The organism is Synergistales bacterium (assembly GCA_021736445.1).
Classification (GTDB): domain Bacteria; phylum Synergistota; class Synergistia; order Synergistales; family Aminiphilaceae; genus JAIPGA01.
Genome location: JAIPGA010000015.1, coordinates 1 through 15,742, shown reverse-complemented (window position 1 = coordinate 15,742; position 15,742 = coordinate 1). Strand labels below are relative to the sequence as shown.

The following is a 15,742-nucleotide window of genomic DNA, read 5'->3' as shown; positions in this document are numbered from 1 at the left end:
TCCCGTGCCCCAGGCGGTACACGTAGGTATGGGTGATCTGGTGGCGTCCAAGGCGCCTGCAACCTTTGTTACATTGGGATTGGGGTCCTGTATCGGGCTTGCTCTCTACGACACCACGGCCAAGGTGGGCGGACTGGTGCATATCATGCTGCCCGACAGTAGAGGTATGGCGAACCCGCCGAAGCTGGGAAAGTTCGCCGATACGGCGGTTCCCGAACTGATCCGCCAGCTGGAGCAGCTGGGGGGGAAACGCTCCCGTCTGAAGGCGAAGATGGCGGGCGGTGCGCAGATGTTTCAGGTTCCCGGGAAGCAGGGGGGACTGCTGGCGGTGGGTGCCAAGAACGGCGAGGCTGTTGTCGCCCTCCTGAATCAGCACAGAATCGACATCGAGGTGCAGCAGATAGGGGGCAGCAAGGGGAGGAGCATCGAGTTTGTCCTTCCCGGCTGGGTGCTGAAGATCAAGACCCTGGGTATGGGCGTAGAAGAGTTTTAGAGCGACACAATCGGAGATCGGGAGCGGGACAGTGGGACCGGACAATAACGAAACGACACAGTCGCAGGACAACCGACAGGACGAACAACAGGGAACGCAGCCGGGAGCGGGCACCCAGGCAGAAGCGGTGCGGCACCTCTCCGAGATGCTGCACACATCGCCTGACATGATCAATACGATGCTTGACGGGCTGAAGTATGACCCCGAAAAGGCGGCGACGGTGCTCCAGACACTGGCCCCCTCCTATATCGCCATCAAAGGACGGTTCGAACCGCGCAAGCGGGGCGAAGCGAGGGGCGCCTTCTGTATCCTGGCCCAGGGACACAGCGGAGAGTGGCTGAACAGTGTCTTCTGGGTGGGCTACGCGGAGTTTCCCGCGGGCTTCACGATCAAGGCGAACTGGGAGGCCGTCCGTACGGCGATCAACGGCATTACGACGATGCCCGACAGGATTCTCTACAAATCGATCCAGCAGATTCTCCAGCACCAGATGGCGCCGACGACAGTGAATATGCTCTTTCAGGATGAGGAGGCCTTCGACAGATTCAGGGAGGAGCTCAAACAGTCCTTGAGCGACGCCTTCCGCATGGAGGTTATCCTGGATCTCCACCTGGAGCGTTTCAACAAGACACGTCTCGATATGTCCGGGCTGATGAAGCAGGAGGAAGCGGAGGAAGAACCGCAGGCGGAAGAGGAGAAACAGCACAGCGATGCGCTCGGCAATATACGGGTGGTCTGTGCGCCGGTTCTTGATCCTGTCCAGGGGAAGGCGGTCAGCGAGATCAACGTGGGCGATGTTGTGGAGGTTACCTTTGACAACTCCAGCGGATTGGGGAAGATGATCGGGAGGCTCTTTTCCAGGACGGGAAGACGGCCTACCTTCCCTGTGCAGTCTGCAGAGTGGACCGCCACCGGACATATGTATGTGGAGCTGGCGGTCACCGAAGGCGTGATCGGCGTCATGAATCTCTCGCCCAATCTGCGGGTTTCTACCGTGACGGCCGGCGAGGTCAAAACGAAGCAGCAGAAGGGCCCTCCGCCCCAGTTGATCGGATTGGGTGTCATCCTGGCGGTTTCGGCGGTTCTTATTTTTGTTATCTATAGATTCTTGTTCTAGGAGGATGCCGATGCCTGACAGGCCCGACAAAGGCCTCTGGGATGCCTATAGAAGCGAAGGGACCGAGGTGCGGCGCGAGGCGCTGGTGCGTCGCTATCTCCCTCTGGTGAAGTTTGTGGTCGGCCGGATGGCCGTCAAGGCGCCTCCCGGCCTGGACTACGAGGATATGCTGAGTTTCGGCGCCATTGGCCTGCTCGATGCCATCGAGCGCTTCGAACCGGAGCGGGGCTTTTCGTTCCAGACCTTTGCGGTTCCGCGTATCCGCGGTGCCGTGCTTGACGAACTGCGGAAGTACGACTGGATCTCCAGGACCGGCCGGGAGAAACTCCAGCGGCTGGAGCGCGTGACCGAGGAACTCCTCCAGGAGTACGGAGCCGTTTCGGAAGAGGAGCTCATGAAGCGTCTTGAAATGGACGAGACTGCCTTTAGAGAGCTGCTCGAGGTGTCCAGCCGGAGCTACATCACCTCCCTTGACGAGACTGTTCCCTACGACGAAGGCGAGGTGAGCAAGGCCGATACACTGATGTCGGACCTGCCCTCCGCTCAGGATCGAGTGGAACACGCCGAGGCGCTCTCCAATGTGCAGGATGCACTCACGCGGCTCTCGGAACGTGAGCAGCTGGTCCTTGCCCTCTACTATCAGGAAGGGCTGACCCTCAAAGAAATCGGGATCACCCTGGGGGTGACCGAATCCAGAGTGTCGCAAATCCACGGGAAAGCACTGGCCACTGTCCGTGCTTTTCTCAAACCTGAGTGATAGGGGGATCGCCCATGAGTTCCGCGGATCAGTCTCTTTCGCTTTCGGTGACCGACAAAGGGGTTTTCCTGCAGGTGGCTCCGGATGCAGAGTTGACGCTCACAGATGCCATACGTTTTGTCACGGACCGCGAGATCGAGGATTACGACAACGACGCGCTGCTGGAGGCGGTGAACGAACGGAGCGGGGAGCCGGTTCGCATCGCCGAGCGCCGGCCCGATCTGGATCGGCCCGCCAACATCGAGGTGAGCATCAGCGAGGATGGATTGCGGGCCGAGCTCAGGATGCTGCGGCCTCTTGGCAAGCCCTGGCCCACCGTAGACGAACTGAAGGCTGCCCTGCAGGAGCAGGGGGTGACCTTCGGCGTCAAGGAGGATGCGCTCCAGCGTATTGTTGATGAGCGCCTGACGGATCAGTGGGTCACCGTCGCGGAGGGGCAGCCGCCGAAAGAGGGGAAGGATACGGAGTTTGTCTACAAGGTGGAGACGAACCCGGCCAGGCCCAAGGAGATCGACAAGAACAGGGTGGACATGAAGAATCTCGGGACGGTCGTGAACGTCCTGGAAGGACAGGAACTGGTGGAAAAGATCCCCCACGTTCCCGCCGAAGACGGCACCAGTGTGCTGGGCAAGCCGATCAAGGCCCGCCAGACCAAGGATAAGTCCATACCGGCGGGGAAGAACACCACCCTCTCCGAGGATGGACTGCATCTCTACACCGCCATGGACGGCCACGTCTCCGTGAAAGAGGGGAAGGTGCATATCTCGCCGGTCTACGAGGTGCCCGGCGACGTGGACTACAGCACCGGAAACATCGAGTTTGTCGGCGATGTCACCATCAAGGGAACGGTCCGCGAAGGCTTTGACGTCACCGCCGGCGGCAACATCATCGTCAACGGTGTCGTAGAGGGAGCTACCATCTCCTGTGAGGGAACGGTGACCCTGAAGAGCGGTATCCGCGGGATGTCCAGAGGGCGGATTCAGGCGAGGGGCAATATCATCTGCACCTACTGTGGGCAGGCCTGGGTTCGGAGCGAGGGGGACATCTTTGTCGCCGAAGCGATCATGCACTCTGATATCGGCGCCAAAGGCACCATCGATGCCGTGCAGGGCGGCAAGGGATTGATTGTCGGCGGAAAGGTCCAGGCCGGCCGCGGTGTCCGCTGCGAGACCCTGGGCAACGATATGGGAACCAAGACCGAGGTTGTCGTGGGCCAGCCGCCCAAGCTCAAGGAGCAGTACGAAACCCTCCAGCGTAACCAGGAGGAGGTGGAAGGCAAGCTTTCGGAGATCTCCGGCAACCTGACCTTCCTCAAAAAGATCGAATCGCTGGGCAAGCTGGACGAGAAGAAGCGGCAGGTGATGCTCAAGCTGACCCGCGCCAAATTCCAGCTGCAGGCGCAGCAGAAAAACATCGCGAAGCAGCTGGAAACGTTGGAGCAGGAGATCGAGGGTGCCCGCAAGGAGGGCAAGGTCGAGGTCCGGGGGACGGTGCACTCCGGTACCTCCATTGCCATACGGGGGGTCAAATACCTGGTCAGAGAAGACATGCATTCGATCTCCTTTGTCTACCATGAGGGGGAGGTCAAACCGCAGCCGTTGCGGTAGCGGACGAGTGAGGGGGTGGGGGGGATGCTGCATCCCACTGAATGGAATCTGACGCTTCTGCGTTTGGAGGATCTTGCCCAGCAGCAGAACAGCAGAGATCCGTCTGCCATGGCTTCGCAGGCCGCACAGGACGAAGAGATCGACGAACAGCGGCGTGAACGGGCCAGACAGGTACAGGCAGGTGACGAGTCCGGTTCGGAAAACATGATCAGGAAAGACCGGGAAGGCCGACAGGAAGCCGGCGGCCGGAACCGTTCCGGTCACGGAGGCCGGGAGGATGAAGAAGGGGCGGAGGGTGACAGCCATCTCGATTTCTATGCGTGAATCCACAGGGAGAGCCGGAGGCAGGACGAATCATGCGTGAACAGTCACAGTTACTCGGTTTCTTTCTGGAAGAGGACGATAAAGAGGTCTACCACGGAGCAGCCCTTGTCTCGGACCTGCGGGGCATCCCCCGGGATTTCCGCTACACCGATCCCATCAGACCGACCAAGCTGGAGCGCGTGCTCTACGGCGGAGCGCTGGATGTCTACCTGCGCGAAGAGGTGATCCTGAAGAATCTGGTGGAAGCGATCGAGCTTGCTCCGGCGCTGTGGCTCTGTTCTTCCAGGGAGCTCCTGGGGCCGCTGCGGGGTGTGACCCAGCAGCCGGTGGCCATGCTTCAGGAGAGCACCCACAAACCGCTCGACAACGTGGGCGACCGGATGGAACAGCCCGAGGACGGCCTCTATCTGGTGCAGCTGACCTCCATGAGCGCTCCCTACAGATTGAGGCTTCCCAAAGGCGACCTGGGGAAGGTTGATACCGTGGTTCCCCTGCTGGAGGAGGCTGCGGAGACCATGGATCTCCTCGAACCCTTTGCACGGATACGGAAGGCCATGGATATCGTCTACGAGGAGCAGGGGAGCCATGAGTAAGGGCGAACGGTTCTCCCGAAAGATTCTGGAGGCCCTGCGCAGGCTCTTTATGGGTGGCGTGACGGTGCGGAAGCTGGGAGAGTGTGCCGAGCGTCCCGATATGATCCGGAGGCTGGGGCGTTCCTCGGTGGTCAACCAGCTGGGTATACAGAGCAGGTCCCTGGGGAAAAAGGGGCTGCAGATCCAGCAGCGGAGCGGTGTCAAAGGGGGGCGGCAGGAATTCCCCACCTTTGTGCCTCAGGTGCATGGGCGGCCGCCCGGCACCTTTGTTCCCGAGCTTCACGGCGAGAAGGCGCTGAAGTCAGGCAGGCCGGTGGTGCACAAGGCTGTCGGCCTGCTTTCCAGGCTGCCGCAGCGGCGGCAGAATCGTATCCACTATCTGGCCGGGAGGCCCTCTTTCCGCAACGCCGTGCTCCTGGGGATCTTCTCGCCGGTGATCCGGAAGGCGGTGACCAGGAGTGCACTGAACAAGGAAGAGGGGGCGCTGCACTGCTGGTATGATCCGTACTGTAGTTCCTGGGATTCCTACCACCTTCTGCTGTTGCGCAAAGGTGGCGCAACCCCTGCTCTCTCCTGGCAGTGGCTGGAAAATCGCCCCAGGGGCAGGGCTGGGGGTGGTTCTTCCGGCCGCTAGACGATGAGTACTGCCGGAGTGCGGGTCAGGTCGATCAAAGGAAGTGCGCATGCCGGGAAGGGTGCACAAGCGGGGTAATGCCTGTCTATCATCTGGAGGGTTGACAGAGGAAATGGCTGAAGAGAAAAGCGATCCCAAGGATCAGATCAGTGTCGGAACGGATGTCGAAGGTACGGTGGAACACCTGGCGCCCTACGGCGCCTTTGTGCGGCTGTCTGGCGGCCAGAAGGCCATGGTGCATATCTCGGAGCTTTCGCATGGATTTGTCAAGAAGGTGGAGGATGTGCTGGAGCTGGGACAAAAGGTGCGCGCCCGCGTGATCAAGATCGACGAGAAGGGCCGTATCGACCTGTCCATCAAGGCGTTGCAGCCGAAGCCCCAGAAGAAGCGTCCCAGGGATGACGATGACTTCGAGAAGCGTTTGTCCAATTTCATGAAAGACAGCGACGAAAAGTTTACAACGCTTAACAGCAAGGCAAGCGGTAAGGGCGCAAAGAAGCGTGGCAGCAAAAAGTAGCCCCTCTGCGTTGGCGGGGGGCGCGGTGGTACCAAAGGGGGGGTGTCCCCCCCTTTTTTTCGCCCTGCCTTCGCTGTCGGACAGGGACTGTGTGAAACGACAGCAGCGGAAGCGGGAGCGTTTCGACACGGCACCGATGGTCGGTGTGGCGCGTCGCTGCCGATGGGGGGCGCCGCAGGTGGTGGTTGTCGCCCCGGTCTACCGCGACACACCGTTCCCGACCACCTTCTGGCTCACCTGCCCCTACCTCTGCAGGCGCTGCGGCGAGCTGGAGACCGAAGGCGGCATAGCTCAGCTGGAGAGGGCGGTCGCGGCCGATGCCGCTGCATGGCGGCGCTATCACCGCTGCCATGCCCTGGTGCGTCTTGCGCTCCTGGAAAAAGGACGGCGCGCCTTTCTCCAGAGACGGGATCGCTCCAGATACAGAGGTATCCGGCGGAGGGGCGTGGGAGGGATCGACTATCGGCTGGGCGGGATCGCCGTGAAATGCCTGCATCTGCAGGTTGCGTCCTGGCTTGGCATGGGCCGGCATCCCGCGGCGTTCCGGCTTCGGAGTCAGGTGGGCGGCCTCTGTTGCACCGATCCGGGGGCCTTCCCCTGCCTGTGGAACAGCGAAGAGGGGAGTGACGATGTCCCGCTACGGAGCGATCGATCTAGGATCGAATTCACTGCGCACACTGATTCTCTCCCGTAAGGGGGAGACCCTTTCCTTTGTCGATGGAGGGCTGTGGACGCCCCGCATCACCGAGGGGCTCTCCGAAAGGGCATATCGTATCGGAGACGAAGCGCTGGAGCGGACGCTCGATGCGCTCCGGGAGGCGGTGGACCATCTCGACCGGAAGGGTGTCCCCCGGGAGAACCGGGTCTTTTTCGCCACCGAATCGCTCCGGAGTGCGGAGAATGCCGATGCTGCCGAACAGCGGCTGGCGGAGGCCGCGGGGATACCGCTGCAGCGCCTTTCCGGGGAGGACGAAGCCCGGTTTGGGTACAGGGCGGTCCGGATTGGGCTGGGCGATGTGGAGACGGTCTTCGATCTCGGCGGAGGCAGCCTGGAGCTTGCCGGAGCGGAAGAGGCCGTTTCGCTGCCCCTTGGAGCGGTGCGGCTCCTGGGCGATTGCGGTGAGGATCTTGCGGCGATACGGAGGACCGTCGACGCCGCCCTGGATGCGTCGGGATTCAGGCCCGGCGGGCTTGCCGGCGTGGGCGGCACCTCGTCGACGATCGCCATGATGCTGGCGGAGATCCCCTGGCGCGACTTCGATCCGGCGCGTATCCACGGCGCCGTTATCCCCCTGCAGGGTGTCGAAGCGCTGATTGAGCGGATGCGACGCCTGACGGTGGAGGAGCGGAGGGATGTCGTTGGGCTGCATCCACGGCGGGCGGACATCATCCTGCCGGGACTCGTGGTGGTGGAGCGCCTGCTGTCGCTGGCCGGCGAGACGTCCTTCAGACACAGCGAGTCCGGGCTGCTCTGGGGTATGGTGATGGAACTCGTCGCCCGGCAGGGTCGAGTGGTCCGTCAGGTTCGTATGCGGAACGAAATGGAGGTGAACCAGTGATGTGGAAGGGTTGTTTTTCCGAGGAGACCGATGCCAGGGTGCAGCGCTTCACCCAGTCTCTCGATCTCGACTGGCGTATGGTTGGTGCGGATATCAAGGTGAGCATCGCTCATGTCAGGATGCTCGGCCGGGTGGGTCTGTTGACGCCCGGCGAGTGCCGCACCCTTGAGGAGGCACTGCGGTCCATTGCGGAAGAAGCGGAAAGGGGCGATTTTGTCCCCAGGGAATCCCTGGAGGATGTGCATATGAACGTGGAACAGCGCTTGACGGAGCGGTGCGGCGAGCTGGGGGCCAAGCTGCACGCCGGACGCAGCAGGAACGATCAGGTGGCGACGACGGTGCGCCTCTATCTCAAGTCTCAGCTCTGCCGACTGGGCGATCGGCTGGAGCTCCTGCTGACGGCTGTCCTGGACAAGGCCGAGGCCGAGGCCACCACGGTGGTGCCCGGCTACACCCATCTGCAGCAGGCGCAACCGATCACCTTCGGCCACTTCCTGCTCTCCTACGGACAGTGCTTCCTGCGGGATTTCCGCCGCCTGTTGCAGGCGCTGGAAGGCCTCGACGAGTGCCCTCTCGGTTCCGGGGCTCTGGCGGGTTCCACGTTGCCTCTGGACCGCAGCTACGCAGCCGGGGAGCTGGGGTTTTCCGGGATCACCGAGAACAGCCTCGACGCTGTGGCCCAGCGGGATTACCAGTTCGATGTCCACCACTTCGCCAATCTCTTCTCGGTGCATGTCAGCCGGCTGGCCGAGGATCTCATCATCTACATGACCAGAGAGTTCGGCTGGCTCGACCTTCCCGATGCGCTCTGCACCGGTTCCAGCATGATGCCCCAGAAGAAAAACCCCGATGTGCTGGAGCTGCTGCGCGGCAGGTCCGCCCAGGGGCTGGCCAACTACGCGGACCTTGCCATGCTGGTGAAGGGGCTGCCCATGACCTACAACCGCGACCTCCAGGAAGACAAGCGCTCGCTCTGGCGGACGCTGGACAACTGCGCGGAGATGGCCGACATCCTTCCCGGCGTGGTGGCGAGCATCTCCATCGACAGGGAGCGTGCCGTGGCCGGTTTTGCGGGCGGTTTCACCCTGGCCACCGATGTGGCGGAGTATCTGGTGGACCGGGGGGTGCCCTTCAGAAGAGCCCATGAGCTGGTCGGCAATGCCGTCCGCTGGTGTCGGGAGAATGAAAAGGGTGTGGACAGCCTGACCTTTGCCGAATGGCGGAAGCTGATCCCGCAGGTGGAGGAGGATCTCATGGAGATCCTGAGTATCGAGTCGGCTGTAGCGAGGCGGAGTCTTCCCGGCGGCACCGCTCCGGGGGAGGTGCGCCGTTCCGCCGGTGTCGCAAGGCAGCGCCTGGAGCGGTATGCCGCCGAGTGCCGCGAATATGGCGATCAGGTGGGGAACGCTCTGGACTAGCCGTTCCCCGGCATCACGGGCGGTTGCCGATTGGAGGCCTCCGATCGGCTCTCACAGCGCGGGGGGTATCCGGATTGCATCGCTCGGATCTCCCCGCGGTTGCTTTGGGGTGACGCCGCCGGCAAGGTGATTGCGGCCTGCCGGGTCAATCCCGGTAGGGGACCAGTCCGGTTTCGCTGTCCTTCCACTGCATCAACTCCAGATGTCCGTTCTCGCGTTCTACGATAACGGTGCAGTGTTCGATCCAGTCGCCGCAGTTCCCGTAGCGCAGCCCCTGCATATCCCGCAGTGACGGGCGGTGGATGTGGCCGCAGATGATTCCCTGGGCGCCGCGGTAGCGGGCTTCGGCGACCAGGGCGTTCTCGAAGTCGCTGGCTGCGGTGACCCGGTCTTTCACCCGATCCTTGAGATACTGCGCCAGCGACCAGTACTCCATCCCGAGCAGCGACCTGAAACGGTTGAGAAAGGCGCTGAGCCAGAGGGTGCCGCTGTAGGCCACATTGCCGAATCGGGAGAGCAGGTAGCCGTAGCGGACGGCGAGGTCGAATTCGTCTCCGTGGAGAAGAACGAACCGGCGACCGTCGGCGGTGGTGTGCTCGTCCCGTTCCCTGATGCTGATATTGCCGAAGGTGTAGCCCGTAAAGACATCCATGAACTCGTCGTGGTTGCCGGGGATGTAGGTGATGCTGCTCTCCCGCGAATGCTTCAGGATATGCCGCAGGATGGTGTTGCCCGCCTGGGGGAGGCTCTTGTTCTTCCGAAGCCGCCATCCTTCGATGATGTCTCCCAGCAGGTAGAGGTGACGGCACTGGACGCTTTCCAGCATCTCGGCGAGCATCTCCTCCTTGCTCCAGCGTATTCCCACATGTGTGTCCGAAAGAAAGATCGAGCGGAAGGTTTGCATTGCACTGTCCTTTCTTGGCTGATGAATCCGGGAGGGATGCTTCGACTCCCGGAGCGCCTGTGGCGCTCTCCTTTGTACCACAAACTCTCTGTCTGTCCCAGTTGTCTGTGGGGGCCGCAACGCTGTTTTCCCCTTACCTGGCCTTTTTTACCCCTCCCACCTTGACACGTCTCCCAACCCCCGTTATAGTAATTCCCGCTCACGAGTCGAGTCGTTAGCTCAGCTGGCAGAGCATCGGACTTTTAATCCGGGTGTCCTGGGTTCGAATCCCAGACGACTCACCAGTTGCGGTCCCATCGTCCAGTGGTCCAGGACACAGCCCTTTCAAGGCTGCGACACGGGTTCAAATCCCGTTGGGACCGCCATCGTTTTTGCCGGTGTAGCTCAGTGGTAGAGCAGCGCACTCGTAATGCGCAGGTCGGCGGTTCAAGTCCGCCTGCCGGCTCCAGCAGAAGCAAGCCACCTTTCGGGGTGGCTTTTTTTATGTTGCGGCATATCCCGCATTCTCTTTGTGTCTGTGGCCCGGGGCGACCTGGTCCGCCTCTCCCCGCGGCAGAGGCGCGAAGAGGTCGGAGGATCGCTCCGGGAAGGACCATGCCGCGAGGAGGGATGACAGATGGGGACAAAGACAGTGCTACTGGTGCGCCACGGAGAGACGGTATGGAACGCCGAGCGGCGGTACCAGGGCAGAACGGACGTACCGCTTTCCCCGACAGGGGAGGAGCAGGCCCGGCGGCTGGGGGCGCGGTTAGCGCAGTGGCATCCCCAGGCCATCTACAGCAGTGCCCTGGGCAGAGCGGCCCGCACCGGCGAGCTCATTGCCGGGGCGGCGGCATCGGGGCCTGCCGTGGCGATGATCCCGGGGTTGGAGGAGCTGGACTTCGGTGAATGGGAGGGGCTGACCGCCGACGAGATCACCCGGCGCTACGGCGAGATGCATGGGCGGTGGAAGCGCGATCCCTCCTCGGTCCGCGCACCGGGTGGAGAGAGCTTCGAGGAAGCGGTGAGGCGTGTCGGCAAGGCGATCGCGCCGCTGCTCTCTTCCGCCGAGGGACGGATCGTCCTGGTGGGGCACGGGGGAAGCATCCGGGCGGCACTGGTGTCGCTGATCGGCTTCCGGCCTTCTCAGGTCTGGCATATGCGTCTGGACAACTGTTCCATCACCGCAGTGGAAGAGAGCCCCTGCAGCTGGCGTCTCTGTTTCTGGAACGATCGGCTGCATACGCTGGTGCCGGGGAGTAGAGCCCACGAGCTCCCTATTCCCCAATAGCTTCTCATCTCCGATGCTGCTACAATAGTATCGTTACTGTGGATGGGGGTTGGGATCGTGGTGGAACATCGGCAGTGCGATGCCCATGAAGGAGCGGAGGAGAGCAGTGCGTCCTCCGGTTCCCCGCCGGTAGAGGAGTCCCTGTTGTGGGATGCCCTCCGGAGAGGAGACGAGGACGCCCGGGAGACGCTGATCGTGGCGTACCGTCCCCTGGTCTTCTGGTTTCTGGGGAAACTCAAGGCTCCGGCCGGCTGCCGGCAGGATCTTGCCCAGGAGGGAATGCTGGCCCTGATCGGTGCCGTCGACGCCTTCGACGCCGATCGGGGGACGCGATTCAGCACCTTTGCGTACCACAGAATCAGAGGGAGGATGCTCAACTATCTCGAGCGTGTGGAGGCCAGAGCACCCACACCCGTGGCCGGCGACTACCTCTCCTCCTGCCGCAGTGCCGAGCAGGTGCCCGATGAGTGGGTTCTCTCGCTGCGCGAGAGTCTGGCGGCGCTTTCGGAGGGGGAGGAGGCCATCATCAGAAAGCTCTTCTTCGAGGGAGCCCAGGCAAAGGAGTATGCCCGGGAGTGCGGCATCGATGTCAGCTATCTCCACCGCCTCAAACGCCGGGTGCTGGTCAAGTTGCGTCATCTCCTCGGGGCCGGTTCGGCCACTCCAGGCGGCTAGTGTGTGATAATGAATTGTACGGGATCACTCTGTACAATCTCGTTTTGGGAGTGACGGGCGCTGATGGAGCGGTATCTGCAGAGGGTACGGAAGTGGCTTGACAGGTGTACCCGGGCGGTGCACCATCAATCGTGGTCCAGGGCCTACGCCGAGATCGAATGCGCACGGACAGAGATGCAGCGAGTACGGGACGAACTGGCCCGCCGTGCGGCCGCCGAGGGAGAGAGCGGGCAACCCCGGAGAGCGGCAATCTGCCCGGTGCTCCGCGGTGCGGGGATCGCCCTGATTGTGCTCCTGGCGATTGCTGTTCCGCTCTCCGAAACAACCCGCCACAGGGAGAGGGATCCTGCCGCCGAAGACGGCCATGAAACGCAACAGAGGCGGTTCGTCCTTGTTACGGAGGATGAGGAGCAGCTCCTGCAGCGCATCCGCGAGGGGCTGAGCAGGCAGGCGGCCCGCTCCGGAGAGGTCGCGCCGGAGCAGCAGACCGCCTCTGCAGTGCAAGAGGAGAAGGCGGAGGAGGAGAACACGCCGGTTGCGGCCCAGGCCGGACCGGGCGGCGGACAAACCTCCGCGGAGAGCGACGGCGGAAGGACCTTCCGGGCCGAAGGAAGGGCGCTGGAAAGCGAACCGGCGGCCCCGCAGGATGAGCCGTCGGCAGGCGAGGTGCTGGCGCTGGTGCAGCTCGGCGAACGGGTGCTCCGCGGGCCGGCGATGGAGGTAGTGCGGGAGTCGAACCCGTAGAGGGATCGCCGAAACGACAAGTTTGAGGAAGGGGTGAGTGGCGGGTGAGAAAAAAACCACTCGTACTCGTAGGACTCGTAGTGATAGGCGCCGCTCTGCTTTGTGCGGACATTGCAGCGGCAGCCCCTCTCGTTACCGAGGTCAACGTTGAGGGGAACGAAAACGTCGTGGCCCGCCATATCGTGAGCGCCGTCAAGACCAAGGCCGGCGAGGAGCTCGACCGGGAGCAGCTCAAAGAGGATGTCGAGGCCATCTACGAACTCGGTTACTTTTCCGTGGTGGATGTGAAACTGACGCCGCAGCCCCCGGATGGCGTCACGGTGACCTTCCAGGTGACGGAGAACCCCACCATCAAGGACATCCGATTCCGGGGCAACGACGCGTTCTCCGACGAGGAGCTGGGGAAGATCGTCTTTTCGTCGCCCGGGACGGTGTTCAACAGAGTCTTTTTCCAGCATGATCTGCAGCGCATCAAGGAGCACTACCAGGATGCGGGCTACGTTCTGGTCCGGGTGCGGGATGTGCAGGTCGAAAACGGCATCATTAGCGTCCAGATTATCGAACCAAAGGTCAAGGAGATCATCATCCAGGGCAACAAAAAGACCAAGACCGACGTGATCCGGCGGCGGATCAAGCTGGAGCCGGGGGACCTCTTCAATTCAAAGATACTCCGGCACTCCCTCAACAAACTCCAGCAGATGGGGTACTTCGAGGATGTCAATGTGGGCTTCGAACCCGGAGAAGACCCCAGCCAGGTGACCCTGGTGCTGACCGTCCAGGAGAAGCGCACCGGCAGCGTCACCTTCTCGGTGGGACACGGCTCCTCCAGCGGATGGAGCGGTGGTGTGGGCTACGAGGACACCAACTGGCAGGGACTGGGCCACACCCTCGGAGTGGGCTTCGAGCTCGGCGACCGGGAGGAGTACTGGGCCCGCTACAGCGACACCTACATGGACGAGACCCGCTACGCCTGGAAGGTCGGTGTCTACCAGCGCAACTGGGAGGAAATGAATCACTACGAAGACGGCGAATGGCAGTTCGAATACGACGAGGAGAAGAAGGGGATGTATGTGGGTGCCGGCAAGAAGTTCCGCGGCAATCCCCAGTTGAGCTGGTACGTGACGGTGGACTGGCACGATACGGATATCACCGCTACCTCCGGCGACTTCGATCCCTACTACGTTCGGGAGAAGCTCCTGGGCGGCAAGACCTTCTCCCTTACCGGCCAGCTGAAGCGCTCCACGCTGGACGAATACCTGAGCTACCCCGACGGCGACGAGGAGTCGCTGAATGTGGAGAAGGCCTTCGAGGCCCTGGGCGGCGATTTCGACTTCACCAAGTACTGGCTGGACGCCCGCTACTACAAGCCGGTGACAGGCCTCGGGCAGTACATCGATATCGGCCAGCTGGAGGACGTGAACGAGGACAACCCGCCCATCTTCGCCGCGCGGGTTCGTTCGGGTTTTTCCTCCGGATCGGTTCCCTGGGCCGAGCAGTACTTCCTGGGCGGCAACAACGATCTCCGGGGCTACAGGGACGACGAGTTCGCCGGCGACGAGATGTTCCTCGCCAACGTGGAGTTCCGTCTGCCCATCAAGGATGCCTTCTCGGTGGTCGCCTTCTACGACTCCGGCATGGCCTGGGACACCGATGTGGGCAAGGAGTTCGATTTGGGAACGCTGAAGGACGCCTTCGGCGTCGGGTTCCGCGTGGTGACGCCCATCGGCAACCTCCGGCTGGATGTGGCCGAAGGGGATGAGGAGACCAGGACCCATTTTGGATTCGGCGAGATGTTCTAGCATCTTTGGTGTGATGCGCGGGATAGGAGCGCTCCAGGCTGCGGCGGCCCTTGTCGCAGCCTTTCTTGTGACGGCGCCGGCGCAGGCCGCCGTGGAGGTGCAGGGGGTGCCCGAATGGCTCCTGCCTTCCGTTGAGCAGAGCGCCGAGGCGGTGTGGCAGCAGATCCGCCGGAAGGAGAGCTCTTCATCGGGGAGAGAGCGTCTGGCGGCTATGGTCAGCCGCCGACTGTTTCAGGGCTACCGTGTGCCCGAGGTCTCTGTGGACGGGAAGAACCTGCGCCTCCTGCTGGAGCCGGAGACCGAGCCCCCGACCTGGTGGGTGTCGGTGGACAACCCTGGACTGGAAGACCGTGTCCTCCGCTGGTTCCGGAGGGATGCCGCCATACTGAAGCGGCGCGTCTGGGGGCTTGTCGCGGCACTGCCCGTCGATGCGCTGGGCTGGGCCGATCGGGCGTTGCGGGAGGCCGTCGGCGAGGCGGGCGAGACGGTGTTCCCGGGCTGGGGGATCACGCCCTCGGTGCATATCCGGGAGCAGCACTCCGCGGAACTGCGGATCGCTCTGCACCCCGAACCGCCGTTGCTTCTGGCGCTGTTGCCGCGCTTCCGTTCCACCACGTTGCCGCTGATGTTCCAGGAGGAGCTCCGTGACGATGTGCTGGAGCGGCTCTCCCCCCTTGCGGGATTGCCGCTGCCCTGGGTCACCCGGCACAGCAGCGACATCGGGGCCTGGGTCAGGGCTGTCATGGGGTCCGAAGAACTGGTGCGAAAGACCAAGTCCGAGGTAACCCCTCATTTTGAACCAGACACCATTTCCCGTCTGGAGGTGCAGGTGGAGAGCCGTCGCTACACCATATGGGCCTGGGCAGCCGCCTTCGCCGGCACGGACGAACACTATCCCGAAGTGGGGGTGCATCTGGGCCACAAGGCACAGTTCTGGTCCGGCTGGGATGCCGAGCTCTACGGGGAATGGCTGACGGAGCTCGACGATTTCGCCCTGGAAACACGCTGGGGCCTGCGGTGGTATCCCATGCGGCGTCTCTGGCTTGGTGCGGAGTGGTCCAGCAACCCCGGCGGCTACTGGTACAGAGTGCAGTACGACGGAGCCCGGGGACGGCCCTACCTCTGGCTGCGGTACAGCGAAAACGGCGAGGCCAACGGTGCAGTGGGCTGGCGGACATCGGAGCATACCGCCTTCGAGCTCTACTTCGACGAGCGCGACGAGGATACCCTCTGTATCCGGGCGGTTGGAAATCTGTAGGGAGGATCAGAGAGGCCAATGAGAGAGAGACAGGGCTGGCGGCTTGACGATATTGCAGCTCGGGTCGGCGGTG

General features: G+C 62.6%; 17 protein-coding genes and 3 tRNA genes. 19 read left to right on the top strand and 1 reads right to left on the bottom strand.

The window, feature by feature from the left end; translation table 11 throughout:
• Window positions 1-28: 28 nt before the first annotated feature.
• The 11 genes from K9L28_04100 to argH all read left to right on the top strand — a co-directional run bounded on the left by K9L28_04100 (window position 29) and on the right by argH (window position 9,019).
• On the top strand, window positions 29-493 hold the full coding sequence (locus K9L28_04100; protein ID MCF7935502.1) for a chemotaxis protein CheD: 465 nt from the start codon (window positions 29-31) through the stop codon (window positions 491-493).
• A gap of 31 nt (window positions 494-524) precedes the next feature.
• Window positions 525-1,610, top strand: a complete 1,086-nt coding sequence (locus tag K9L28_04095; GenBank protein MCF7935501.1) for a hypothetical protein — start codon at window positions 525-527, stop codon at window positions 1,608-1,610.
• Window positions 1,611-1,614: 4 nt separating this feature from the next.
• Complete coding sequence (locus K9L28_04090; GenBank protein MCF7935500.1) at window positions 1,615-2,367, top strand: FliA/WhiG family RNA polymerase sigma factor; 753 nt, start codon at window positions 1,615-1,617, stop codon at window positions 2,365-2,367.
• 14 nt (window positions 2,368-2,381) lie between these two features.
• Window positions 2,382-3,974, top strand: a complete 1,593-nt coding sequence (locus K9L28_04085) for a FapA family protein (GenBank protein ID MCF7935499.1) — start codon at window positions 2,382-2,384, stop codon at window positions 3,972-3,974.
• A 24-nt stretch (window positions 3,975-3,998) separates the two neighbouring features.
• A complete protein-coding gene (locus K9L28_04080; protein MCF7935498.1) occupies window positions 3,999-4,298 on the top strand; it encodes a hypothetical protein in 300 nt (99 codons plus the stop codon).
• A gap of 32 nt (window positions 4,299-4,330) precedes the next feature.
• The gene (locus tag K9L28_04075) at window positions 4,331-4,891 is read left to right on the top strand and encodes a hypothetical protein (protein ID MCF7935497.1); all 561 of its coding nucleotides are present in this window, start codon (window positions 4,331-4,333) and stop codon (window positions 4,889-4,891) included.
• A complete protein-coding gene (locus K9L28_04070; protein ID MCF7935496.1) occupies window positions 4,884-5,525 on the top strand; it encodes a hypothetical protein in 642 nt (213 codons plus the stop codon). Before K9L28_04075 ends, K9L28_04070 begins: the two co-directional genes overlap by 8 nt.
• Before the next feature lie 112 nt (window positions 5,526-5,637).
• Window positions 5,638-6,042: a S1 RNA-binding domain-containing protein gene (locus K9L28_04065; protein MCF7935495.1), complete on the top strand. Its 405-nt coding sequence runs from the start codon at window positions 5,638-5,640 to the stop codon at window positions 6,040-6,042.
• Window positions 6,043-6,133: 91 nt separating this feature from the next.
• The gene (locus K9L28_04060) at window positions 6,134-6,736 is read left to right on the top strand and encodes a DUF501 domain-containing protein (protein ID MCF7935494.1); all 603 of its coding nucleotides are present in this window, start codon (window positions 6,134-6,136) and stop codon (window positions 6,734-6,736) included.
• On the top strand, window positions 6,672-7,601 hold the full coding sequence (locus tag K9L28_04055) for a phosphatase (protein MCF7935493.1): 930 nt from the start codon (window positions 6,672-6,674) through the stop codon (window positions 7,599-7,601). The genes K9L28_04060 and K9L28_04055 overlap by 65 nt, the downstream gene beginning before the upstream one ends.
• Window positions 7,601-9,019 (top strand): argininosuccinate lyase, encoded by a 1,419-nt coding sequence (gene argH / locus K9L28_04050; protein MCF7935492.1) that lies wholly within the window; start codon window positions 7,601-7,603, stop codon window positions 9,017-9,019. Before K9L28_04055 ends, argH begins: the two co-directional genes overlap by 1 nt.
• A 145-nt stretch (window positions 9,020-9,164) precedes the next feature.
• Here the strand turns inward: argH and K9L28_04045 are convergent, their stop codons facing one another.
• Window positions 9,165-9,923 carry a UDP-2,3-diacylglucosamine diphosphatase gene (locus tag K9L28_04045; protein ID MCF7935491.1) on the bottom strand — a complete coding sequence of 253 codons (759 nt, stop codon included), beginning with the start codon at window positions 9,921-9,923 and terminating at the stop codon, window positions 9,165-9,167.
• A gap of 208 nt (window positions 9,924-10,131) precedes the next feature.
• Here K9L28_04045 and K9L28_04040 point away from each other — a divergent pair.
• The 8 genes from K9L28_04040 to K9L28_04005 all read left to right on the top strand — a co-directional run bounded on the left by K9L28_04040 (window position 10,132) and on the right by K9L28_04005 (window position 15,669).
• Window positions 10,132-10,207: transfer RNA gene (locus K9L28_04040), tRNA-Lys, on the top strand.
• Between the two features lie 5 nt (window positions 10,208-10,212).
• Window positions 10,213-10,288 (top strand) — tRNA-Glu (locus K9L28_04035).
• A gap of 8 nt (window positions 10,289-10,296) precedes the next feature.
• Window positions 10,297-10,371, top strand: a tRNA-Thr gene (locus K9L28_04030).
• 168 nt (window positions 10,372-10,539) lie between these two features.
• Window positions 10,540-11,193 (top strand): histidine phosphatase family protein, encoded by a 654-nt coding sequence (locus K9L28_04025; protein MCF7935490.1) that lies wholly within the window; start codon window positions 10,540-10,542, stop codon window positions 11,191-11,193.
• Between the two features lie 42 nt (window positions 11,194-11,235).
• Complete coding sequence (locus tag K9L28_04020) at window positions 11,236-11,868, top strand: sigma-70 family RNA polymerase sigma factor (GenBank protein ID MCF7935489.1); 633 nt, start codon at window positions 11,236-11,238, stop codon at window positions 11,866-11,868.
• A 63-nt stretch (window positions 11,869-11,931) separates the two neighbouring features.
• Window positions 11,932-12,612: a hypothetical protein gene (locus tag K9L28_04015; protein ID MCF7935488.1), complete on the top strand. Its 681-nt coding sequence runs from the start codon at window positions 11,932-11,934 to the stop codon at window positions 12,610-12,612.
• A 110-nt stretch (window positions 12,613-12,722) separates the two neighbouring features.
• Window positions 12,723-14,411 carry a BamA/TamA family outer membrane protein gene (locus K9L28_04010; protein MCF7935487.1) on the top strand — a complete coding sequence of 563 codons (1,689 nt, stop codon included), beginning with the start codon at window positions 12,723-12,725 and terminating at the stop codon, window positions 14,409-14,411.
• Window positions 14,412-14,424: 13 nt separating this feature from the next.
• Window positions 14,425-15,669: a hypothetical protein gene (locus K9L28_04005; GenBank protein MCF7935486.1), complete on the top strand. Its 1,245-nt coding sequence runs from the start codon at window positions 14,425-14,427 to the stop codon at window positions 15,667-15,669.
• Window positions 15,670-15,742 lie beyond the last annotated feature (73 nt).